Source organism: Frateuria terrea (assembly GCF_900115705.1).
Lineage (GTDB): Bacteria > Pseudomonadota > Gammaproteobacteria > Xanthomonadales > Rhodanobacteraceae > Frateuria_A > Frateuria_A terrea.
Map to the genome: position 1 here is coordinate 623,915 of NZ_FOXL01000002.1, position 22,758 is coordinate 646,672.

A 22,758-nucleotide genomic window follows, 5' to 3' on the forward strand; every position below is an offset into this window, starting at 1 on the left:
CGCGGCGCCACGACGGCCCTACGTGTTGCGCGCAACCGGACGCTGCTGCATCCGGTGCTCGCGCCGGATCCGTCCTCGCCGCGACAGCGCCAGCCACTGCCGCAACGCCAGCAGCGCACCGACCGATTCGATCATGGCCGCCGGTACCCAGGTGATCACGCCGCCGACCATCTGCCCTGTCAACACGTTGAAGGTAAACGCACGACCGCAGATCTCGAAGATGGGATAGAGGTCGGTTTTGGAGAACGTGACGATCGCACCGGCCAGGATCTGCGGCGACATGGTGATCGCCGGCGAGAGCACGCGCAGCCCCGGGATCATCCGCCCCGGCGGCCGCGGGCGGTGGTCGAGTACCAGCGCCCAGTAGATGAAACCGCTGCCGAGCATCGTCCAGTTCATGAAGCGGTAGATGCGCCAGTCGAGCATCGCCAGCGTCTGCATGGATGGAATCAGCCAGACCAGGATGAAACCGATGAACAGGAACGTCGCCAGCGCCGGGTTGAACAGCACCGCGCTCACCGCTTGCCAGACCGCCGACTTCTGCACGGGGCGCAGCCAGCGCACGCGCCATTCGAACGGCAGGCCAGCGCGCAGCACTCCTGCCGGATAGGAAGCCACGACCAGCAGCGGCGCCAAGTGGTGCAGCAGCACCTGCTGCAGGCGGTGCATGAAGAACTCGTGCTCCGCGTAGTAATCCAGGTAGGTGTGCAGCGACAGGTAGATGATCGCCATGCCGCTCCAGAACGACACGCGCCGGGCGAGGCTCACGCCAAGCGCGCGCGACCCTCTCCAGTACAGCACCGCGACCAGCAGGAAGCTCGCGAGGAACACCCACGAGAATTCCCACGGCACGATCCATTTGAGCAATAGCGCCATCAGCGGCCCGCATCGTCACCAGCCTGCAAGGATAGACCCCGCCATGCGGCGCCGGGGCGCTTGCGGCAGATTGCCGCCTTGGTGTCCGCCACGGGCGCCCTCTGGAAGTTAGAGGCGAGCCCCGGCCCCTCACCCTGCCCTCTCCCCGCGGGGGAGAGGGCGCAACGGTCAGCGGCGCGAACGGCTCTGACGAACCCGTCGCCAGCCGTAAAGCAGTCCGATCAGGGTAACCAGCGCCGGCACCAGCACGATGTTGATCACCTTCAGTCGCAACCCGAGTGCATCGATCTCGGCATTGAGCTGATGCTGCACGTCGCGCAGCTCCTTGTTGATCGCCAGCCGCCGCTGCTGGAACTGCTCAATTTCGCTCTTCTGTTGAGCGCCGGCGGTGCTGGATCGCCCACCCTTGCCCGGCTGCAGCTCGTCCAGCCGTTGCCGCGTCTCGGCAAGCTCGCGCTCCAGCTCCTGCTTCTTGAGCAGGAACTTCTGGTCCGCCGCCGCCTGCAACGCCCGTACGCGGGTGAACGGCCGCTGCGACGCCGAGCGTCCGCGGATCGACAGCAGCGCCGAGGAGCCGCTGAGGTTGTCGGCCAGGTTGGTGACGAAGTCGCCGTTGTTGGCGAACACCGAAAGCATCGGCTGGCCGAGGAAACTTTGCGTCTCCACCCACAGGCGGTCGCTGAGCAGGTCGGTATCGGCCACCAGCACCACCTCCGAATCGGGCTTCGATTGCGCCAGATGGCCCGGCGTGCCGGCACGTTGCGGGAAAGCGCTTGCGAAGGTACCGCGCAGGCGCGCGGCGATCACGTAGTGCTGGTTGTCCGGCTGGTAGCCCTGCAGCAGCGTGGTCGGATCGCTGGCCGCCTCCAGCACGCGCTGCGCCGGCACCTTCTCGGCCTCGGCACTGCTCTGGATCAGTGGCAGCAGGCGTGTCTGCGCATTCGGTGCAAGGTCGAAGCTGCCCGCGGTGGAGACATTGATGCGTTGCAGGCTGGCCGTCACCACGTCGTTGTGGTTGAGCTCCTGCGGCCCCAGCCCCAGCATCGCCGGATGGTTGAGGTTGCTGCCGGCCAGTTCGATCTGCAGCGCGCGCGAACGGTCGAGCACCACCGACCGGGTGTCGAACGTCACGCCCCATGCGGCGAACAGCCTCGGCAGATCGGAATTGTGGTCGTCGGTGACCCCGTTGCTGTCCACGTAGGGCGTGGTGTCCAGTTCCGCGTCCGGATCGACGAACACCACCAGGTGGCCACCGCGCAGCACGTACTGGTCCAGCGCGTAGACCGCCGAGTCGGACAGCCGCTTGGGATGAACCAGCAGCAGCACCTTGATGTCGTCGCCCACGCGGGTGAGCGTGTCGGCATCGAGGGTCCGCACCTCGAACAACTGCTCGAGCTGCTGCACCACCGCCCACGGCGCCTGGCCGATCGCCGGGTTGCCCGCCAGCGGCAGCGAGCTGATCAGGCCGATGTGCGACTTGCTGGGCTGGTCGAGCTCGTAGAGCAGCTTGGCGACGTCGTATTCGAGGAACGTCTCGCGCGCAGGATCGAAGAACGGTATCGACAGGCTGCGCTCCTCGCCTTCGCCCTCGCTGCCCGGGAGCGTGCTGCCGACCAGTCCGAAGAACACCCGCTCGCCGTTGCTGCCGCCATTGATCGGCGTCAGCCCGCCGCCTTCGGCGCTGGCCTCGTCGTCCGAGTAAGGCACCGGATCGATTACCGCCAGGCGGATGCGCCCGCGCGAGCGCGCCACCATTTCCTGCAGCATCTCGCGAACGCGCTGCTCGTAGCTGCGCAGTTGCGGCAGGTCGCGGGTGGCGTGCTCGGAGAAGTACAGGGTGAGCTTCAGCGGGCGATGCAGGTCGTCGATGATGTGCTGCGTGCCGGACGTGAGCGTGTACAGGTGGTCGGCGGTCAGGTCGATGCGCGCAGCGCGCAGCCAGCGGCTGCTGGCCAGGGTGATGCCGATGAAGACCAGGCTCAGCGCGACCAGCGCGGCGACCAGCACGGTGCGGCGGCCGATGTGCAGGCGGCGCATGTCAGCGAGCCCGCTTCAGGTCGAGCACCAGCACGCCGGCGGTGAGCCAGGCGAAGATGGTGAAGAGGAAATACATCAGGTCGCGCACGTCGAGCACGCCGCGGGCGATCGCCTCGAAGTGGCGCAGGATGGAAAGATGCGCAACGCCGTTGACCAGCTTGCGCGGCAGCGCGCCCTGGACGAAATCGAGCACCTGCGGCTGGCCGACCAGGATCAGCAGCACGCACACCAGCGCAGTGAGGATGAATGCCACCACCTGGCTGCGGGTCAACGTGGAAAGACAGGCGCCGATGGCCAGGAACGCGCCGGCCATCAGCCAGCTGCCAAGGTAGCCGGCGAAGATCACGCCATTGTCCGGATCGCCGAGATAGTTGACGGTGATCCAGATCGGAAAGGTCAGCGCCAGCGCCAGCCCCAGGAACAGCCAGGCGGCGAGGAACTTGCCGAGCATCGCCTGCACCAGTGTCACCGGCAGCGTGAGCAGCAATTCCAGCGTGCCGGCCTTGGACTCTTCGGCCCACATGCGCATCGACAGTGCGGGCGCCAGGATCAGGTACAGCCACGGATGCATCACGAAGAAGGGCTGCAGGTCGGCCAGGCCGCGTTCGTAGAAGTCGCCCGCGTAGAAGGTGAGCAATCCGGCCAGCACCAGGAAGATCACCAGGAACACGTAGGCGACCGGGGTGACGAAATAGCTGCGCAGCTCGCGGCGCATGATGGCGGCGATGGGATGCATCAGGCGCTCTCTCCCATCGTGATCTGGCGGAACACCTCGTCCAGCCGACCGCGCTCGAGCTGGATCTCCGACACTTCCAGGCCCTGCTGGCGCAGCAGGTCCTCGACTGGTTCAAGCACGCGCGCGCCGGGCTTGGGGAACACGGTGATGCGCCCGTCCAGCGGATCGACCTCGATCGCGGCCACTTGCGGCAGACGGCCGAGCATTTCCTGCGAAACGCCGCTGCCCGGCGCGCTGAAAGACACCGCTCCGTGATAACGCGAGCGGGCCTCCAGTTCGGCCGGCGTGGCGTCGGCCAGCAGCCTGCCGCGGGCGATGATCACCACGCGGTTGCACAGCGCGTGGACTTCCTCCAGCAGGTGGGTAGAGATCAGGATCGTGCGCTCGCGCGCCATCGAATCGATCAGCCGGCGCACGGCATGCTTCTGGTTCGGATCCAGGCCGTCGGTCGGCTCGTCCAGCATCAGTACCGGCGGGTCGTGCAGGATTGCCTGGGCCAGGCCCACGCGGCGGCGCAGCCCTTTGGACAGCGTGTCGATGCACTGGTCCAGCACGTCCTCCAGCTGCAGGTGCGTCACCACCTCGTCGAAACGGCGAAAGCCCGTCTCCGCCGGCAGTGCGCGCACGCGCAGGATGAAGGTGAGGAACTCGCGCACGGTCATCTCGCCGTAGCTGGGCGCGCCCTCGGGCAGGTAGCCAAGCGCGCGCTTGGCCTTGAGCGGCTCGCGCTGCACGTCGTGCCCGCACACGCGCGCAGTGCCCGAGGTTGGCGCGAGGAAGCCGGCGATCATGCGCATCGCGGTGGACTTGCCGGCGCCGTTGGGACCGAGCAGGCCCAGCACCTGGCCCGGCTCGGCGCGGATGGAAAGCGCATCCACCGCGATCAGGCGGCCATAGCAGCGGGTGAGTCGGTCGGCTTCGATCATGCGGCGTGGCGGATTGGCTGGCCCGTCACTCTAGCGCACCGGTGTGCGGCTGCGGCAGGCCCGGCGTGCGCCCAAAAAAAATCCTGCCCGCGCGAGGCGGGCAGGATTCATGTGCGACCGGGACGAACTTACTGCCCGGCGCTGGCGGCTTCGGCCGGGGCCGCGCTGGAGCCGGCGGCGGCGGGCGCGGAGGCACTGCTGGCGGGGGCCGGTTCGAGGCTCGGCTGCGGAATGCCGGCAGCCTGTTCCGGCGTCTGCTGCGGGACGTTGTCGCCCAGCAGCGGCAGGTAGACATCGTACTTGGCGTAGGTGGTCACGGCGCCGGTCTTGTCCTTGACCTCCGGCTGCACCTCGATGTCGTACAGACGATTGGTGACCTCGTCGAACTTGTAGCCGTGGGTCTGCGCGTAGGCCTTGAGCATCTCGCGGGTCTGCGGCACGCCGGCGGCGGTACCGTTCCACACGCCGACCAGCGAGGGCTCGCCGAAGGCCAGCGTGGCGCGCACGTTGGCGTCCACGACCAGGCGGCCCCAGCGGTCATGGTCGCCCGGCTGCGGGCCGGCCGGCTTGGCGGCGGCCGAGCTGCTGGCGCTGGCCGGCGCGCTGGAGGCCTCGGCCGGCTCCTCTTCACCGAGCTTGGGAGGCTGCGCCGGGGTCAGTTCCTGGCTCTGGCCGGCGACGGTCAGGCTGGTGGCGTCGATCGGCATGCCCACGTCGAAGGTGTAGGCCTGGTCGCCGTAGTTGGTGGTGAAGATGACGCGCGGGCCGACCACGTTCACGCCCAGCTTCTTGGCCGCGTCCTGGATCTGCTTGACCGCCGTGGCGGTGGCATCGTCCAGTGCAGCCAGGCCGCCGCTGCGCTGGATCGAGGTGGAGACCAGCAGCATCGGCGTCGGCTTGGTCTGCTGGATGTACGGCACCAGCTTGCCGTAATCGATGTTCGGCACCGCGGCCAGCACGTTCTGCAGGTTGCCCAGGCTGGACTGGATGAACGAGTCCGGATCGCCGTGGATGTACAGGTTGGAGTAGCGGTTGACCAGGTTGAAGCCGTAGGCCACGTCATACGACCAGGTGACCTTGGTCAACTGGTGGCGGCTGCCCTGGCGCTCCAGGTCCAGCGTAAAGTGCTTGTCCTGGCCGCGCCAATCGTTGTCCAGGTTCCAGACGATCTTGGCGTCGTTGACTGTGTTGTCGACCTTGTAGAACTCCGGCTCGGCGCTGGCGATCGTCAACTTGCCTTCGCTGATGCGGTCGTTGTCGCTGGTCCAGCTGATTTCCGCACCCGGACCGTAGTCCTTGCCCGAAAGCTTGAACTGGATCTTCGGGTCTTCCTGGCGCAGCGAGGAGAAGTCCTCGAAGCGGCGGAAGTTGTCGAGAGTGTCGTAGACCTGGCGCATGTCCTTGCCAAAGACCAGCGACCGCTCCACATGGCCGCTCCCGGGCATGATCACGCCTACCACGACACCGAGCACGGCGACGATGATCAGGGCCACAATGAATTCAAGAACACGCATCATTACCTGGGTTCTCCGAGCGTTTCCGCGCAGCGCTTAAAGGTTCCCGTCGGTTCCGCGCCACAGGGCTCAGAGCCCCGGAGGAAGGCACGGGCGAGGATCGGCGAATACCGAAGCTCCGGATGGTACTTGCTCGCGGGCTGGAACGCCATCGGGCAAGCAGGCGCCTGGCTGGCTGGCTGAAGCGGCCCGGCGCCGAGGGCGCAACCGAGCCCTTGGCCGGCTTCGGGAGAGGGTGCCGTTCGGCGCTGAAGGGTCGGCAAGGCCGACGGCGCGGCCCCTTCGAACCCTCCACCCAGCCCGCTTCCGACAAAAAAGAGCGCCCGGATCAACGTGCGCTCAGACGATGCCCAGCTCCAGCGCCTTGAGCACCGCGCGCGTGCGGTCGCGCACGCCCAGCTTGGAAAGGATGTTGGACACGTGGTTCTTCACCGTGCCCTCGGCCACCTTCAAGGAATTGGCGATCTCCTTGTTGGAGTAGCCGCCCGAGAGCAGGCGCAGGATTTCGGTTTCGCGCTCGGTAAGCGGGTCGGGCTGTTCCAGGCTGGTGAACTGGTTCTGCATGCGCCCTACCCCGGCCAGCAGGCGCTGCGTCACCATCGGGGCCACCAGCGAGCCGCCGGCGGCAACGGTGCGGACCGCCTCGACCAGTTGCTCCAGCGACACGTCCTTCAGCAGATAACCGCGTGCGCCGGCCTTCAGGCCCTGCAGCACCAGCTGGTCGTCGTCGAAAGTGGTCAGGATGATCGTGGGCGGCAGCTCGCCGCGCGCGGACAGTGCCTGCAGCACCTCCAGTCCGCTCATGTTGGGCATGCGCAGGTCCAGCAGCACCACGTCGGGTTTGATGCGCGGAATATCCGCAACGGCCTGGGCGCCGTCGGCGCACTCGGCCACCACGCGGATATCTTCGGCCAGGTCCAGCAGCGAACGGACGCCCTGGCGCACCAGGTTCTGGTCATCGACGAGACAGACGGAAATCATCGCGGATCCTCAACAGTGCGGTGATCGCGTGCGGTTCACGCGGGCTACGTGCGTGGCGACCGGGCGCTGCCGACCATTTTGGCATGGCACGCGCCGGCCTGCCGTCATGACATGCTCAATGCCGGCGGCTCCGTGCGCGACGGGGCGTGGGCCAGCTCCAGGGCCTCGCCCAGCGGCAGCCGCACGGTCAGCGCAAAGCCCTCGCTTACGGCGGTGTCCACCGCCACGCTGCCACCGAACTCGGCCAGCCGCTCGCGCATCCCGGAAAGCCCGTTGCCCGGCTTGAAATGGGCCGCCCCGCGACCATCGTCGCGCGCGTGCAGTCCGAGCTGGTTGGCGTCGGCATAAGCGAAGGTCAGCCACAGCTGTCGCGCCCCGGCGTGCTTGGCGCAATTGGTGATGATCTCCTGCGCGCAGCGCAACAACACCTGCGCGCGACGCGGGTCCTCCAGGCTGAAGCGCGGTGGCAGGTCCACATGCACGGTCAGTCCGGGTACGCCCTCGATCAGGCTGCGCAGCGCCTGGGTCAGATCGATCGCGTCGTCCTGGCGCAGCTCGCTGACCGCCTCGCGCACATCGGACAGCAGGTGGCGCGCGGTGGCCTGCGCCTTGCGCACGTGTTCGGCCGAGGCATCGTTGGCCAGGTGGCTGGCCACTTCGAGATTGAGGCTCAGCGCCGTCAGGTGATGGCCGATCAGGTCATGCAGTTCACGCGCGATGCGCATGCGCTCGGCGATGCGGGTGGATTCGGCCAGCAGGGCGCGGGTGGCGCGCAGTTCCGAGTTGAGGCGCCGCTGCGCCTCGCGCGCCTCGGTCTGCTGACTGGCGACCATCGAGGCAACGAAGCCGAGCGCGCAAATGCCCAGGTAGATGCTGATCTGCAGGAAGGCCAACCAGACGTTGCGGTCGTACTCGGGAAAATTCATGAACACGAACACCAGCGCCACGTTCTGCACCACGATGCATACCACTCCCAGCCAGAACGGCAGCAGCCAGGGCAGCACGACCGCAGTGACCGCCATGAGCATGGCCGACAATCCGCTGTGGCTGTACCAGCCCACCGCCACCGCCGCGGTGCTCATCACCGCCATGCCGGCCAGGCGCAGGCCGACGTAGCGGCGCGCGCCCAGGTTGGTGGTCACGGCCCAGTACAACATTCCGAATATCAGGTAGCAAAGCGTCCACAGCAGCAGCGACGTGCCGGGGCGGTTGAGCTGGGTCAGCCGCTCGGTCGCCCATTGCGTCAGCAGGGGCGTACCTACGCACAGGTAGGTGAACAGCCCGGTCAGCCGCAGCAGCCGGATGTGGTTGAAGTTGGTCCAGGACATGGCCGCATCATAGGCCGGCGCGAGCCCCGTGCAATGCGCGGGAAGTCACCCTCCCACAAGCCGTGCAGGCTCGCGTTTTACAAAGGTTTTACAGCCGCGCGCAGGATGTGCGCCCCGGCCCCGCATGCCATAATGCGCCCTTGCGGACGCCTGCGGCGCCCACCGGTTCACTGCCTTATCTGCGGAGCAACGAATGGCCCTAGCCATCCGCGACGTGCGCGAGCACGATCTGGATGCCGTACTGGCACTCAACAACGCCGCCGGTCGCTCCATCCTCGCCCTGGACGCTGCGCAGCTGCGCTATTTCTACGAGCGCGCCGAGTACTTCCGCGTTGCCGAGATCGACGGTCATCTGGCCGGCTTCCTGATCGCCCTGCGCGATGGCGGCAACTACGACAGCCCCAACTACCGCTGGTTTGCCGAGCACTACGAGTCGTTCGTCTACATCGACCGTATCGTGATCGCCAACGCCTACCGCCGCCATGGCCTGGGCAAGGTGTTCTACTGCGACGTGACCAGCTACGCCGAAGTGCGCGTGCCGCTGCTCACCTGCGAGGTGTTCCTGGAGCCGCGCGATGACGTGGTGGTGCTGTTCCATGGCACCTACGGCTTCCAGGAAGTGGGCCAGCAACGCATGACCGAGTCCGGTCCGCAGGTCAGCCTGCTGGCCAAGGATCTGCCCAGCTACGGCTTTGTCCGGGAAACCTGGCTCGAACGCGATGGCTTGCCCGACGTGCCGTGGCTGGCCGAACGCGAACTGCCGGTTCCAGCTTCCTCCCTTTCCCCTGCATCCCAGCCGCGCCGCATCGCCGGAGAGCGGCACCAGTGACCGTAAAAATGGATACGACTGACGCTTGCGACCTGCGCTTCGGCCAGGTCGGCATCGCCTGCGTGCGCGTGCGCCGCGTGGACGCCGCCGCACTGTGCGAGGAGCTGGAGCGCCGCGTGCGCTCGGCCCCGCAGCTTTTTTCCCGTGCCGCGGTGGTGCTGGATCTTTCGCACCTGGTGGAGCTGCCCGACGACGGCACGGTCGACGCCCTGCTCGAGGCCGTGCGCAGCGCCGGCATGCTGCCGGTCGGCCTGGCCTACGGTACCAGCGCCACCGAGGCGCTGGCCCAGCGCATGGGCTTGCCGCTGATCGCCAAGTTCCGCGCCGCCTACGAGCCGGCCGACGGCGGCAGCATCGCACCGTCGGCGCCGTCACCGGCCGCAGCGCCCGCGCCTCCGCCCGCTCCGGTGCGCGAACCGATTCACGCCGCGCCGCCGGCCGGCCCTGCGCTCGGCGCGCAACACCACGATGGCAACGTCCGTTCGGGCCAGCAGGTCTACGCGCGCGACCGCGACCTGGTGCTCACCGGCGCCATCGCCAACGGCGCCGAGGTGATCGCCGACGGCTCCATCCACGTCTACGGCGGCCTGCGCGGCCGCGCCATGGCCGGTGCGCAGGGCGACGAGAAGGCACGCATCTTCGTCTCCGATTTCCGCGCCGAGCTGGTGGCCATTGCCGGCCACTACCGCGTGTTTGAACAGATCCCCAAAGACCTCGAAGGCCAGGCTGTGCAATGCTGGCTCGATGGTGAAAAATTGATGATCGCCCGGTTGTGACCGGCGATTCCACCTGATGAGCATTACCGGAGAAGAGCCCTTGAGCGCTGAGATTATCGTCGTCACGTCTGGCAAAGGCGGCGTCGGCAAAACCACCACGAGCGCCTCGCTGGCCACCGGCCTGGCGATGGCCGGCAAGAAAGTCGCGGTGATCGACTTCGACGTCGGCCTGCGCAACCTCGACCTGATCATGGGCTGCGAGCGGCGCGTGGTGTACGACTTCGTCAACGTCGTGCACGGCGAGGCCACGATCAAGCAGGCGCTGATCAAGGACAAGCGCCACGACAATCTGTTCGTGCTCGCCGCCAGCCAGACCCGCGACAAGGACGCGCTGACCCAGGAAGGCGTCGAGAAGGTGCTCGACGGTCTTTCCAAGGAAGGCTTCGACTACATCGTGTGCGACTCGCCGGCCGGCATCGAGAAGGGTGCGCACCTGGCGATGTACTTCGCCGACCACGCGGTGGTGGTGGTGAACCCGGAGGTGTCCTCGGTGCGCGATTCCGACCGCATCCTGGGCCTGCTCTCCAGCAAGACCCGCCGTGCCGAGCGCGGCGAAGGCCCGATCACCCAGCACCTGTTGCTGACCCGCTACAACCCCGCGCGCGTGGCGCTGGGCGAGATGCTCAGCGTCAAGGACGTGGAGGAAATCCTCGGCATCCTGGTGGTCGGCGTGATCCCGGAATCGGAGAACGTGCTGGCCGCCTCCAACGCCGGCGTGCCGGTGATACTGGATGAGAATTCCAACGCCGGCCAGGCCTACCGCGACACGGTCGCGCGCATCCTCGGCGAGGATCGCCCCCTGCGCTTCACCGAAGTGGCCAAGAAGGGCTTTCTCCAGCGCGTATTCGGAGGTTGATCGTGATGGGCATCCTGGATTTCCTGAAGCGCAAGCCGGAACCCACCGCCTCGGTCGCCAAGGAACGCCTGCGCATCATCGTGGCGCAGGAGCGCTCCACCCGCGGCGCGCCGGACTACCTGCCGCTGCTGCGCAACGAGCTGCTCGAGGTAATCAAGAAGTACGTCCACGTCGACATCGACGCGATCAACATCAATGTCGAGCGCGACAGCGGACACGAGGTGCTGGAATTGTCCGTCGCCCTGCCGGACGGCAAGACCGCGCCATGATCCGCGGGTGGGCTTCGGCCCACCTTGCGACAATCCAGCCAGCGGTGGGCCGAAGCCCGCCCGACGCGACCATGAATTCTCCCGCCGTCCTGCGCCTGGCCGACATCGGCTACGCGGCACCCAACGCCCTGCTTGCGCGCCATGGCCTGGCGCTGCACCGCGTGCCCTCCGGCGAACCGATCCCCGGCAGCTACTGGGGTGACGAGGAGGCGGGCATCATCGGCACCGCCGTCTACGCGCGCGACGACACGCCGGTGCACTCGCTGCTGCACGAGACCTGCCACCTGCTGGTGTTGCCGCCCGAGCGCCGAGCGAAGGTACACACCGACGCCACCGATTCGGTGGAAGAAGAAGACGCCGCCTGCTACCTGCAGATCCTGCTCGCCGACGCTCTGCCGGGCGTGGGCCGCGCGCGGCTGATGGCCGACATGGACGCCTGGGGCTACAGCTTCCGGCTGGGCTCGACGCGGGCGTGGTTCGAGCAGGATGCGGGCGAGGCGCTGGCGTTCCTGCAAGCGCGCGGACTCGCCTGACGATCCAGTCCCCTCTCTCCTCCGGGGAGAGGGTCGGGGTGAAGGCGGGGCTTGCCTGAAACTTCCCGCTGTGCTGCTTGGGAACGCCCACCCACAACGACCTTCCCCCGGCCCCTCACCCTGCCTCTCCCCTGACTGATAGAGAGGGGGGAGAGGGTTCACGCCGCTACTTCCTGTGCCACTTGTCGTCGTCGCCCTTCTCGTACTCGTTCTTCACCGCCGACCAGGCCACCTTGAACGAGACCTCCTCCCGCGATTCGTGGCCGCGGCGCTTGTCCGCGTCGGCATATTCGTCCCAGGCGCTGTTGAACGCCTCCTTGAAGATCTCCTGCGCGTGCTCGGGCAGGTTGTCGCGCACGGCGTCGGGCAGGTCGCTGGTGGATTTGTAGGGCATGGCTCGATCTCCTCGATGGAACGCCGCCACCGTCCACCCGCCGCGATCAAGCCAACGTCAACCTCGACTAACGCGACACGTGCCGATCGCCCGGTACGTACCACCGCCAGGGTTCGGCCGCCGCACGGGTGATGCCGATCCGCGGCGAAGCCACGGGCTCCGCGGGCGGTGCCGTGCCGTCATCGACGATGGCAAAACCGCCGGCGCCCTCGACCAGGTCGATGCCATCCTGCGCCCCGGCAATGCCAAGCGCCTGGCACAGTCGCGCCGGGCCGCGGCAGAGGTCGCGGTCGTGCCGGCAGCGCGGCCTCGCCGCGCGCATCGCGGCCAGCCCGGTCAGCGGCGCCAGCGCGCGCAGCAGCACGGCGACACCTTCGCCTTCCTCGCCGCACACCGGGTTGCAGCACCAGTGCATGCCGTAGGTGAAGTACACATAGAGCAGCCCGGCCGGGCCGAACATCGTCGCATTGCGGGCGGTGCGGCCGCGCCAGGAATGCGCGGCCGGATCGATCGCTCCGCAATAGGCCTCGGTCTCGACGATGCGTCCGCTGCGTCCGTCGGCGTTGAGCAGCACCTTGTTGAGCAGCGCGGGCGCCACCGTGCGCGGGTCGCGCGCGTAGAACGCGCGGGGCAACACGGCGGCCGGGCGGCCAAGCAGCGAGGCAACGAAGTCGGGAGTCATGCGCACAGCATGCCCTGCGGGGCGTCAACCCGATATTCGAAGATCCACAGGACGGGGCTTCAGCCCGCCGGCATGATTCGTCGCCGGAGCCGCGGTGGACTGAAGACCATCGTGCGGGCACTCACAGCTCGAAACGGTACGCCAGCTTGACCAGCAGCTGCTCGCTGTCGCGCAGGTCGAAGCTGCGGCCGAACTGGCTGCCCGCCTCGCTGTAGCGTGGATCCAGCGCATAGCCGCCGCGGCCATACACCACGTAGAGGTCGGACAATGGTGCCAGCTCGTAGCGGTAGCGGATCTGGAAGCCCAGGTTGCGCACGCTGAAATCGTCCACCGGATCGTCCACCGCCACCGCGCGCCTATCGCCGTTGACGCGATAGGCCTGCAGCAGCCGCGCGTCCAGGCCCAGTGCCTGCAGCTTGATGCGCAGCTCCTGGCGGTTGCCGATGTTCCAGTTGATGCCGGCATCGAGCAGTACCTGGTGGCTGTCGAAACTGCCGATCAGGTTGTCGTGCTGCCAGACCAGCCAGTCGGGGTCGAACTCGTAGGTGACGCCGCTGAACAGGCTGAAAGCGTCGTTGATGAAGTAGGTCGGCTTGAACTGCGCCATGTAACCGACGCGGCGCAGGCCCACTCGGTCGCTGCCCTTGAAGGTCACTTCCGATTCCCATCCCCAGTTGCCCTTGCGCGGGCTCTGGCGCTCCCAGTCCAGCAGGGCATTGTGCGGAAGACGCAGCGCACCATGGCCGCGGGTGAGGAGGTCGTCGTAAGCGGGGGCATCGAGGTTGAGCTGCCAGTCCGACTCGCCGCCATCGCGCAGCTGGCTCTCGCGGATCACGCGGAACTGCCGCTGCAGGTTCAGGCCGTGGTCGTTGTCCATGCCGATGATGCGCCAATGCCACACGTGCGAGGCGAAGCGGGAGTCGGCGGGCAGGTCGGCGAAGCGGCGACGCACCTCGTAGTGCACGTAGTTGAGGCTGTTGCGCGGCAGGTAGCCGAAGTCGTTGAGGTCGAGCTTGTCGTCGAAGTGCATGCCCAGCCACTCCTGGGTCCAGCGCTCGTTCATTTCGTACTCGACGACCGTGGTGGCGCCGGTACCGCGCACGGTGGTGTTGTGCTGGCCGATCGCACTGCCGACCACGTTGCTGGTGACGGTCAGCTTGGCGTTGGGCTGCCAGCGATGGTCGAAGCCCAGCACGTCGGCGTCGCGGTCGAGCCAGGGGCGGTCCACATGCGTGGCGAGCATGCCCAGCGTCTGCGTGCCGAAGTCATGGATGAGGCGCAGCGCGGAGAAGGTGCGCCCGGCATCACCACTTTCCTGCGCCGCCATCACGCCGTAGCGCGTGGCGCCAACGCTGCCGTTGAGCTTGAGCGCGCCGGTGACGTCGCCGGCACCGTTGCCGTCGTCGGCCGGCCCGCCCACTCGGCGGGTGTAGATCAGCTGGCTGTTGTCGATCAGCATGCCGAAATCGAAGATGCCCTGGTTCTCGGTGAAGAACGGCCGCTTGTCGGTGAAGAAGGTTTCCTCGGCCCCGAAGTTCACCACCAGGTCGTCGCTCTCGACCTGGCCGAAGTCCGGATTGATGGTGGCGGTCAGCTGGGTCTGGCCGTTGGGCTTCCAGAAGATGTCGGCGCCGCCCTTGACGCTGTTGGCGCCGTGCACCTGGTCGCGGATGCCGACCACGTACGGCGTGACCGCGAACAGCGGCTGCGTGTAGGCCGGCAGCGTCACCGGCGTGAAGTCGGAGAGGAAGCGCGGCTTGTTGAAGCTTGCCACCGGCCAGGCGTCGCGCTCGCCGGTCGAGCCGATCACGCGGTCCAGGTACAGCCCGATCGTGCGCTCGCCGCCGACTGCGCTGCGCATCGGCGCGATGTACCAGGGGATCAGCATTTCCACCGACCAGCCTTGCGCGTCCTCGCTGACGGCGTGCTTCCAGTTGCCGTCCCAGTCGGTGTTGAAGCGGCTTTCGTTGGTCAGCACCGCGTCGTTGAGGTCGTCGGTCAGGGTGACCATGAAGTTGTAGCCGGTGCGCCCGTCGTCGTCGAAGTCGACCATCAGGTTCACGCGGTCGACCTGCGCCTGCTCGTCCCGGCGGATGCGCTGGTGCGTGCGCGGCACGCCCGGCGGCTGGATGCAGCGGAAGGCCACCGCCAGACCCTCGGGCGTGGACAGCACCCAGGCCTCGGTCGGCAGGCTGCCCGGCTCGCCGTTGAGCGGCTGGGTCTTGCGGAAATCGGTGATGTGCCGTGCACCCTGCCATTCGACCGGATCGATGTGGCCGTCGACGCTCACCGCCATGGCCGGCAAGGCCAGCAGGGCGAGCGAGGCAACCAGGGCGCGCGCGGCGCGGTGGCCACGAGGTCGGGAAGGGTGGCGGGCGAAAGGGCGCATCGGTTTCATGGCAGCGGGGACGGCCGGCAGCATAGGCGGACGCTGCCTTGTGGCCGACTGGCGAAAGTCACGCCGGAGCGGCTGTCCGCGGACAACCGGACGCTATCGCTCAGCGGGGCTCGACGATCTGCGCTTGCAACGCGGTGTCCCGCGGTGGCGGTTGTCGCGGGTGGCGCGTCGACCGACGGTAGTCCAGCCACGCGACCAGTCCGATCAGGGTCAGGACACTGGAACCCAACGCAAGGTGCAGCATGCTCACCGACAGCAGCGGCGACAGCACGCCGGCCACCACGCTGCTCAGCATCAGGCTGGTGAATGCCTGCACCGAAGCGACGCCGCCCCGATGACGCGGGAACCGGTCCAGCAACAACAGCGTCAGCGTCGGGAAGGCCAGCTGCACGCCGACACCGTGCAGCACCAGCGGCAGGATCGACCAGGGCAACCGTGGATGGGGCAGCACCAGCGCCAGCACCAGGTGCAGCGCGCAGGCCAGCAGCAGCGCGGCATAACCCAGGTTCACCGTGAACGCCACGCCGCGGCGCCCCGCCAGCCGGCCCGACAACCACGAACCGGCCACCAGCCCGGCCACCACCGGTATGAACAGCCAGGGGAAGCCTTGTGCCGACAGTTGCAGCAGCCCGCGCACCACCCTTGGCGCCGAAGCGATGTAGAGGAACAGCCCGGCGAAATTGACCGAGAGCGACACCAGCAACGGCCACAGCGGCCGGTCGCGGGCGAAAGTCAGGTAGCTGCCCAACAATGGCTTGAGCGCGAAGCGGCTGCGCCGCTCGGCCGGGTGGGTCTCCTGGAGCAGCAGCACCAGCAGCAGCGCGAGCAACGCAGTGAACCCCGTCAGTACCCAGAAGATACCGTGCCAGCCGTCCAGGCCCAGCAACTGTGCGCCCACCATCGGCGCGATCACCGGCGCCACCGAGAAGATCATCATCACGCGCGACATCAGCCGCTGCGCCGCCTCGCCTTCCAGCGTGTCGCGGATGATCGCGCGCCCGACCACCAGCCCGGCGCCGGCGCAGGCGCCCTGCACGCCGCGGCACACCAGCAGCATGCCGAAGGACACCGACAACGCCGCGCCCACCGATGCCAGCGCATAGCCCAGCATGCCCGCCACGATCACCGGCTTGCGCCCCAGCGCATCGGAGATCGCGCCATGGAACAGGCTCATCGCCGCGTAGGCGACCAGATACACGCTGAGCAGTTGTTGCAACGCCACCACATCCACGCCGAAGGCGGTGCCGATCAGCGGAAAGGCGGGAAATACCGCGTCGATCGAGAACGGACCGATCATCGACAGGCCGGCCAGCAGCCACGGCAGGCTGCGCCGGATGGGGGGATGCGTGCTGGTCATGGGGGCGGCGCCGGGAGACGGCGGCGAGTATGCCATGCACGCTGCGGGCCCCTGCCCCGGGCCTTTCGCGATTGGCCCTCGCCCCCCGCCATCCGCTAGCATCCGCCGGATGGGAGATGGCATGCCTCCTGTTCCTGCCGGAACGAACCACCCCGACCGAGGGGTTGATGATGCCTGCACACCGGATCGTTCCGGGTGCGGGTGCGTGCCCGTAGCGCGGACGTCCGACGACCTGGATCCTTTGAGGAGGCGTTCTCGTGAGCTACACCGGATTCCTTGCCATCGGCTTCGGCGGTGCGCTGGGCTGCTGGCTGCGCTGGCTGCTTGGCAACCTGCTCAACCAGGCCTTTCCCACGCTGCCGCCAGGCACACTCGTCGCCAACCTCCTCGGCGGACTCCTGATGGGCTGCGCGATGGGCGTATGGGACCACTTCCAGACGCTGCCGCCGGAACTGCGCCTGTTCGTGTTCACCGGCTTCCTCGGCGGGCTGACCACCTTCTCCACGTTTTCCGCGGAGTCCTCCACGCTGCTGCTGCGCCAGCAGTACCTGTGGTTCGGCGGCCACCTGCTGCTGCACCTGGCAGGCTCGATCGGAATGACCTTGCTGGGCATCGCGCTCACCCGCGGAGCGCTGAGGCCATGGACGTGATTACCCGCCTCGGCGCGGCCAAGGCTCCTGCGACCATCCTGCCGTACAAGCAGCGTCCCCTCGCACGGCCGGTCCCGTGCATTCCGCAAGCGGAGCGATGCGCATGAATGACACATCCATCGAAGGCGTCCGGCTGTACTTCTACGCCCACCTGCGCGCACGCCACGACGGCATGCTGTTGTCCGAGTGGCTGCTGCAGCAGGCCCGGCACCAGGGCATCGGCGGAGGCTCCGTATTCCGTGCCACCGCCGGCTTCGGGCGCCACGGCGTGCTGCACGAGGAGTCGTTCTTCGAACTGGCGGACGACCTGCCGGTGAAGATCGAATTCCTGCTCAAGCCGGAAGAGGCGGAGGCGTTCCTGGCGCGGGTGCGCGAGGCAGGTGTCCACGTGGTCTATGCAACCTCGGCCATACGCTTCGGAGTTCTGGGCGCGCAATGAGGCGCGCCGCCAGTGTAAGGAGTGCTGCAATGCCGATGCGCCAGCAATCCCTCAAGCGACGCGCTACCGAGTTGCTGGCCCTGGCCGGCATCCACGCGAGCGACAAGCCACCCTGCGACCTCTGCGTGCATGATGAGCGCCTCTACGCCCGCGTCTTCGCGCACGGCTCGCTGGGCCTGGGCGAGGCCTACATGGACGGCTGGTGGGACAGCGAGGACCTGCCGGGCCTGTTCACCCGCCTGCTGTGCGCGCAGCTCGACGAGGAATTGAAGACCCTCGATACGTTGATCGCGCATCTGAAAGCACGCTTCATCAACCTGCAGCGCGGCGAGCATGCATTCGAGATCGGCAAGGCGCATTACGACCTGGGCAACGACCTGTTCCAGGCCATGCTCGGCGAACGGCTGGTGTACTCGTGCGGCTACTGGGCCCAGGCCGGCAACCTGGACGACGCCCAGGTCGCCAAGCTCGACCTGATCTGCCGCAAGCTGCGCCTGCAACCGGGCCAGCGCGTGCTCGACATCGGTTGCGGCTGGGGCGAGGCACTCAAGTACGCCGCCGAGAAGTACGGCGTCCAGGGCGTCGGCATCACGGTCTCGCAGGAGCAGGCGGCCTATGCGCAGTCGCTGTGCGCCGGGCTGCCGGTGGAGATCCGCCTGCAGGACTACCACGAGCTCGACGAGCCGTTCGACGCGATCATGTCGATCGGCATGTTCGAGCACGTCGGCGCGCTCAACTACCGCAGCTACTTCGAGGTGGCGCGGCGCTGCCTGCGCGAGGATGGCTTGTTCCTGTTGCATTGCATCGGCAGCAACGGCGCGCCCTCGCGGCCGGACCCGTGGATCGAGAAGTACATCTTCCCCAACTCGATGATCCCGGTGATGAGCCAGACCGCCACGGCGCTGGAAGGCCTGTTCGTGGTCGAGGACTGGCACAACTTCGGCGCCGACTACGACAGGACGCTGACCGCCTGGCGGGCCAACTTCGATGCGGCCTGGCCGGCACTGGCGCACCACTACGACGAACGCTTTCGTCGCATGTGGCACTACTACCTGGCGGTCTCCGCCGCCGTGTTCCGCAGTCGCCGCGACCAGCTATGGCAGCTCACGCTGAGCCCGCGCGGTGTGCCGGGCGGCTACCGCGTGCCGCGCTGAAGCGGGAGCAGTTGAAGCCGGCGCCGCCGGCAACGATAGTGGTGGCTCTCTCATGGGGAACGCCATCGTGAACCCGCTTGCCAGGCTCCGCGCTCTGCTCCTGGTCCTGCTGACGGGCCTGTTCGCAACTCCCGCGCTGGCGCATCCGGCATTGTGGGTCGTCAAGGACGCCGACACCACGATCTACCTGTTCGGTACGGTCCACCTCCTCCCCAGCGACACCGACTGGCACTTTCCTGCGCTGGACAAGGCGCTGTCGGACAGCCGGGCGCTGTACGTGGAAATCACCGACGACGACCAGTCCAACATGACCGCCCTGGTCATGCGCTACGGCCTGGACATGGCGCATCCGCTTTCCACCTTGCTGACGCCGTTCGATCGCGACCGGCTGGACCGCGCCGCCCGGCTGGCCAACGTGCCCGGCGGCGTCGCCGCGCTCAACGTGATGCGCCCATGGCTGGCGGCGCTCACCCTTACCGTCGCGCCGCTGACCCAGGCCGGGCTGGATCCGGCCGCCGGCGTGGACAAGCAGTTGCGCAGCGCCATGGAGAAGACCGGCAAGCCGGTTCGCGCGCTGGAAACCGCCGAGCAGCAGATCCGCTTCCTCGCCGACATGCCGCAGGCCATGCAGCTGGCGCTGCTGCGCTCGACACTGCGCGACACCGACCGCGCCAGCGTGGAGCTCAAGGCGCTCATCGATGCATGGAAAGACGGTGACGACCAGGCCATCGCCCGGCTGGAGAACGACCTGATGCGCCGCGAGGAGCCGCAGCTCTACCAGCGCCTGCTGGTCGAACGCAACGAAACCTGGGCGCGGCAGATCGCGGGGATGCTGCAGCAGCCGGGCGTCGTGTTCATCGCCGTCGGCGCCGCTCACCTGGCCGGTACCGACAGCGTGCAGGCGCAGCTGGCCAAGGACGGCATCACCGCCGAGCGGCGCTGAGCCCCGCCAGGAACGGCCGCCAGCGCCCCGGCGGGGCGGCCGGCTGTCCCCCCCGCGGCCGATCTGGCACCATCGGCCGGTTACCTGTGCCAGAACCCCCTGCATGAACCTGCAAGCCAACTTCGAACAGATCCCGCTCAAGGAATACGCCGAGCGGGCCTACCTCGACTACTCGATGTACGTGGTGCTGGACCGCGCGCTGCCCTTCGTCGGCGACGGCCTCAAGCCAGTGCAGCGGCGCATCATCTACGCGATGAGCGAGCTGGGCCTGGCCGCCACGGCCAAGCCGAAGAAGTCCGCCCGCACGATCGGCGACGTGATCGGCAAGTTCCATCCACATGGCGATTCGTCGTGCTACGAAGCCATGGTGCTGATGGCACAGCCGTTCTCCTACCGCTACCCGCTGGTCGACGGCCAGGGCAACTTCGGCTCGCCGGACGATCCGAAGAGCTTCGCGGCGATGCGCTACACCGAGTCGAAGCTGAGCCCCATTGCCGAGGCGCTGCTGGGCGAACTGGCGCACGGCACGGTCGACTGGGTGCCGAACTTCGACGGCACGCTGGAGGAACCGAGCTGGCTGCCCGCGCGCGTACCGCACGTGCTGCTCAACGGTTCCATGGGCATCGCCGTCGGCATGGCTACCGACATCCCGCCGCACAACCTGCGCGAGGTGGTGGCCGCCTGCATCCACCTGCTGGACAACCCCGACGCCACCGTCGCCGACCTGGCCCAGCACGTGCCCGGCCCGGACTATCCGACCGCGGCGGAGATCATCACTCCGCGCAAGGAACTGCTGTCGATCTACCAGACCGGCACCGGTTCGCTGCGTGCCCGTGCGGTCTACCAGGTGGAGGACGGCAACATCGTCGTCACCGCGCTGCCGCACCAGGTGAGCCCTTCGAAGATCCTCGAGCAGATCGCCGCGCAGATGCGCGCCAAGAAGCTGCCGATGGTCGAGGACCTGCGCGACGAGTCCGACCACGAGAACCCGATCCGCCTGGTGGTCGTGCCGCGCAGCAATCGGGTCGACCCGGCCGAGGTCATGCAGCACCTGTTCGCCACCACGGACCTGGAGAAGAGCTACCGGGTCAACCTCAACATGATCGGCCTGGACGGCCGGCCGCAGGTAAAGGACCTGAAGAAGATCCTCACCGAGTGGCTGAGCTTCCGCACCGACACGGTCACCCGCCGCCTCACCCATCGCCTGGGCAAGGTCGAACGGCGCCTGCACCTGCTCGAAGGCCTGCACATCGCCTACCTCAACCTGGACGAGGTGATCCGCATCGTGCGCTCCGAAGACGAGCCCAAGCCGGTGCTGATGAAGCGCTTCAGGCTCTCCGACGAGCAGGCCGACTACATCCTCGAGACCAGGCTGCGCCAGCTGGCCCGGCTCGAAGAAATGAAGATCGAGTCCGAGCGCAACCAGCTGGAGGAAGAACGCGCGCGGATCAACGTGCTGCTGAAATCGCCGGCCAAGCTGAAGACCCTGATCAAGGGCGAACTGCAGGCGGACGCGGCCAAGTACGGCGACGAGCGCCGCTCGCCGCTGGTCGAGCGCGAAGTGGCTCAGGCGCTGGACGAGAGCGCGCTGGTCGCCAGCGAGCCGGTCACCGTGGTGCTCAGCCAGAAGGGCTGGATCCGCGCTGCCAAGGGCCACGACGTCGACGCCGAAGGCCTGAACTACCGCGAAGGCGACGGCCTACTCGCGGCGATGAAGGCGCGCACCACCCAGCAGATTGCGGTGATCGACTCCACCGGCCGCAGCTACTCCACGCCGGCGCACACGCTGCCGTCGGCGCGCGGCAACGGCGAGCCTCTGACCGGTCGTTTCAGCCCACCCGCCGGCGCCAGCTTCGACGCGCTCACCGCCGGCGACAACGACACGCGGCTGATCCTGGCCACCGACTTCGGCTATGGCTTCGTCACCCGCTTCGACGCGCTCACCGGGCGCAACAAGGCGGGCAAGCAGATCATCTCGCTGAGCGATGGCGCCCGGGTGCTCGCACCACAGACGAGCGCCGACCCGGCGCGCGACCGCATCGTGGTGGTCACCACCGAGGGCCACCTGCTGATGTTCTCCGTCGCAGAACTGCCCGAGCTCGACAAGGGCAAGGGCAACAAGCTGATCGAAGTGCCCAAGGCCAAGCTCGCCAGCGGCGAGGAGCGCGTGGCCGGCATTGCCGTGGTCAGCGAGGGCAAGGGCGAAGTGACCCTCTACGCGGGCCAGCGCAAGCTCACCCTGCGCTGGAACGACCTGGTCGAATACGGCGGCAACCGCGCCACCCGCGGCGGCCTGCTGCCGCGCGGCCTGCGCCGCGTGGAACGCATCGAAACCACCGGCTGAGACGACCCGCAAGCCGCCGTACACTGCTCCCTTTCCCCTCCGGGAGAGGGGCTGGAGTGAGGGGCCACTCGTGCGACGAGCCTCCACTCAGGCTGGGGGACTCATCCACCTTTCCCGCGCGCCCGCCCCTCACCTCGATCCTCTCCCCGGAGGAGAGAGGCAACAGGAAAGCCGAACTTTCCCTCCCGCCACCACTCCAACCCCGGTACACGCGACCACGTCCCGCCCGTTGATACAGGCACCGCTCCACCGGATCCCGCCATGCGTCCCCAGCTTCCCACCGCCGTCCTCCTCGCCACCCTGCTGGCCATGCCGGCCTGGGCGCAGGACGCAGGCAGGCCGCTCAACCTCAAGCTTCCGCCGGGCGGCCTGCCCGCTGCGGCCAGCACGGCACCGAAGCCGCCCAGTACCCCCGGCGTTTACTACGGCGACCACAGCGGCCGCACCGCCGCCGACGATGAAGCCGCCGCGGTCGTACCCGATTGCGACGATGCCACCTACAACCGGCCGCAGATGCACGGCAGCGTCGGCATGGGCGTCATGAGCGGCAATCACGTCGACGGCAGCTACCAGCAAGGCACGGTCAACCTAAGCAAGGCCTTCGGTAGCTGCGACCATCCCACCGGCGGGGTCAGCGTCTCGATCGGCGCCGGCAACGGGCACTTCCACGGCCGCGGGCACTGACGGTTCTGAGCTGCGTCCTTGCGGGCCCGCCGGCGCCTCGTGGCACCAGCCG

Annotated in this window: 22 protein-coding genes and 1 riboswitch; of the genes, 11 read left to right on the forward strand and 11 right to left on the reverse strand. The window is 67.8% G+C overall.

Annotated features, from left to right (window positions below; all coding sequences use genetic code 11):
- Positions 1 to 18: 18 nt before the first annotated feature.
- The 7 genes from BMZ38_RS02955 to BMZ38_RS02985 form a co-directional block, all read right to left on the reverse strand.
- Positions 19 to 879: a cytochrome c oxidase assembly protein gene (locus BMZ38_RS02955; protein ID WP_091333888.1), complete on the reverse strand. Its 861-nt coding sequence runs from the start codon at positions 877 to 879 to the stop codon at positions 19 to 21.
- A gap of 165 nt (positions 880 to 1,044) precedes the next feature.
- The gene (locus BMZ38_RS02960; RefSeq protein ID WP_091333890.1) at positions 1,045 to 2,913 is read right to left on the reverse strand and encodes a Gldg family protein; all 1,869 of its coding nucleotides are present in this window, start codon (positions 2,911 to 2,913) and stop codon (positions 1,045 to 1,047) included.
- Between the two features lies 1 nt (position 2,914).
- Positions 2,915 to 3,649: an ABC transporter permease subunit gene (locus tag BMZ38_RS02965; protein ID WP_091333893.1), complete on the reverse strand. Its 735-nt coding sequence runs from the start codon at positions 3,647 to 3,649 to the stop codon at positions 2,915 to 2,917.
- Positions 3,649 to 4,575 carry an ABC transporter ATP-binding protein gene (locus tag BMZ38_RS02970; RefSeq protein ID WP_091333896.1) on the reverse strand — a complete coding sequence of 309 codons (927 nt, stop codon included), beginning with the start codon at positions 4,573 to 4,575 and terminating at the stop codon, positions 3,649 to 3,651. The genes BMZ38_RS02965 and BMZ38_RS02970 overlap by 1 nt, the downstream gene beginning before the upstream one ends.
- A gap of 128 nt (positions 4,576 to 4,703) precedes the next feature.
- Positions 4,704 to 6,092: an SRPBCC family protein gene (locus tag BMZ38_RS02975; RefSeq protein WP_091333898.1), complete on the reverse strand. Its 1,389-nt coding sequence runs from the start codon at positions 6,090 to 6,092 to the stop codon at positions 4,704 to 4,706.
- A gap of 336 nt (positions 6,093 to 6,428) precedes the next feature.
- On the reverse strand, positions 6,429 to 7,070 hold the full coding sequence (locus BMZ38_RS02980) for a response regulator (RefSeq protein WP_091333901.1): 642 nt from the start codon (positions 7,068 to 7,070) through the stop codon (positions 6,429 to 6,431).
- Between the two features lie 104 nt (positions 7,071 to 7,174).
- Entirely contained in the window at positions 7,175 to 8,398 is a 1,224-nt protein-coding gene (locus BMZ38_RS02985; protein ID WP_091333903.1) for a sensor histidine kinase, read from the reverse strand.
- A 193-nt stretch (positions 8,399 to 8,591) separates the two neighbouring features.
- Between BMZ38_RS02985 and BMZ38_RS02990 the strand changes: the two genes are divergently transcribed.
- From BMZ38_RS02990 to BMZ38_RS03010, 5 genes are all read left to right on the forward strand, one after another.
- A complete protein-coding gene (locus BMZ38_RS02990; RefSeq protein ID WP_091333905.1) occupies positions 8,592 to 9,227 on the forward strand; it encodes a GNAT family N-acetyltransferase in 636 nt (211 codons plus the stop codon).
- Positions 9,228 to 9,235: 8 nt separating this feature from the next.
- The gene (gene minC / locus BMZ38_RS02995) at positions 9,236 to 10,003 is read left to right on the forward strand and encodes a septum site-determining protein MinC (RefSeq protein ID WP_425431838.1); all 768 of its coding nucleotides are present in this window, start codon (positions 9,236 to 9,238) and stop codon (positions 10,001 to 10,003) included.
- A 16-nt stretch (positions 10,004 to 10,019) separates the two neighbouring features.
- A complete protein-coding gene (gene minD / locus BMZ38_RS03000) occupies positions 10,020 to 10,859 on the forward strand; it encodes a septum site-determining protein MinD (RefSeq protein ID WP_091333909.1) in 840 nt (279 codons plus the stop codon).
- Positions 10,860 to 10,864: 5 nt separating this feature from the next.
- The gene (minE, locus tag BMZ38_RS03005; RefSeq protein ID WP_091333911.1) at positions 10,865 to 11,128 is read left to right on the forward strand and encodes a cell division topological specificity factor MinE; all 264 of its coding nucleotides are present in this window, start codon (positions 10,865 to 10,867) and stop codon (positions 11,126 to 11,128) included.
- Positions 11,129 to 11,199: 71 nt separating this feature from the next.
- Entirely contained in the window at positions 11,200 to 11,661 is a 462-nt protein-coding gene (locus BMZ38_RS03010) for a hypothetical protein (protein WP_091333912.1), read from the forward strand.
- 166 nt (positions 11,662 to 11,827) lie between these two features.
- Here the strand turns inward: BMZ38_RS03010 and chaB are convergent, their stop codons facing one another.
- The 4 genes from chaB to BMZ38_RS03030 all read right to left on the reverse strand — a co-directional run bounded on the left by chaB (position 11,828) and on the right by BMZ38_RS03030 (position 16,492).
- On the reverse strand, positions 11,828 to 12,055 hold the full coding sequence (gene chaB, locus BMZ38_RS03015) for a putative cation transport regulator ChaB (RefSeq protein ID WP_091333915.1): 228 nt from the start codon (positions 12,053 to 12,055) through the stop codon (positions 11,828 to 11,830).
- A gap of 67 nt (positions 12,056 to 12,122) precedes the next feature.
- Positions 12,123 to 12,737: a DNA-3-methyladenine glycosylase gene (locus tag BMZ38_RS03020; RefSeq protein ID WP_091333917.1), complete on the reverse strand. Its 615-nt coding sequence runs from the start codon at positions 12,735 to 12,737 to the stop codon at positions 12,123 to 12,125.
- A gap of 121 nt (positions 12,738 to 12,858) precedes the next feature.
- Positions 12,859 to 15,126, reverse strand: a complete 2,268-nt coding sequence (locus BMZ38_RS03025; RefSeq protein WP_245747158.1) for a DUF5916 domain-containing protein — start codon at positions 15,124 to 15,126, stop codon at positions 12,859 to 12,861.
- A 109-nt stretch (positions 15,127 to 15,235) separates the two neighbouring features.
- Positions 15,236 to 16,492, reverse strand: coding sequence for a multidrug effflux MFS transporter (locus BMZ38_RS03030; protein ID WP_091333919.1), 1,257 nt, complete (start codon positions 16,490 to 16,492; stop codon positions 15,236 to 15,238).
- Positions 16,493 to 16,595: 103 nt separating this feature from the next.
- Positions 16,596 to 16,676: riboswitch (Fluoride riboswitch) on the forward strand.
- A gap of 73 nt (positions 16,677 to 16,749) precedes the next feature.
- On the opposite strand from BMZ38_RS03030, the gene crcB reads away from it, so the two are divergent.
- The 6 genes from crcB (at position 16,750) to BMZ38_RS03060 (ending at position 22,706) form a co-directional block, all read left to right on the forward strand.
- Positions 16,750 to 17,142, forward strand: a complete 393-nt coding sequence (gene crcB, locus BMZ38_RS03035; protein WP_091333921.1) for a fluoride efflux transporter CrcB — start codon at positions 16,750 to 16,752, stop codon at positions 17,140 to 17,142.
- Between the two features lie 103 nt (positions 17,143 to 17,245).
- A complete protein-coding gene (locus BMZ38_RS03040) occupies positions 17,246 to 17,581 on the forward strand; it encodes a DUF190 domain-containing protein (protein WP_091333924.1) in 336 nt (111 codons plus the stop codon).
- Between the two features lie 35 nt (positions 17,582 to 17,616).
- Positions 17,617 to 18,735 carry a cyclopropane fatty acyl phospholipid synthase gene (gene cfa, locus BMZ38_RS03045; RefSeq protein WP_091334374.1) on the forward strand — a complete coding sequence of 373 codons (1,119 nt, stop codon included), beginning with the start codon at positions 17,617 to 17,619 and terminating at the stop codon, positions 18,733 to 18,735.
- Positions 18,736 to 18,802: 67 nt separating this feature from the next.
- Positions 18,803 to 19,678: a TraB/GumN family protein gene (locus tag BMZ38_RS03050; RefSeq protein WP_425431840.1), complete on the forward strand. Its 876-nt coding sequence runs from the start codon at positions 18,803 to 18,805 to the stop codon at positions 19,676 to 19,678.
- 103 nt (positions 19,679 to 19,781) lie between these two features.
- The gene (parC, locus tag BMZ38_RS03055; protein ID WP_091333929.1) at positions 19,782 to 22,022 is read left to right on the forward strand and encodes a DNA topoisomerase IV subunit A; all 2,241 of its coding nucleotides are present in this window, start codon (positions 19,782 to 19,784) and stop codon (positions 22,020 to 22,022) included.
- A 261-nt stretch (positions 22,023 to 22,283) separates the two neighbouring features.
- The gene (locus tag BMZ38_RS03060; protein ID WP_091333931.1) at positions 22,284 to 22,706 is read left to right on the forward strand and encodes a hypothetical protein; all 423 of its coding nucleotides are present in this window, start codon (positions 22,284 to 22,286) and stop codon (positions 22,704 to 22,706) included.
- Positions 22,707 to 22,758 lie beyond the last annotated feature (52 nt).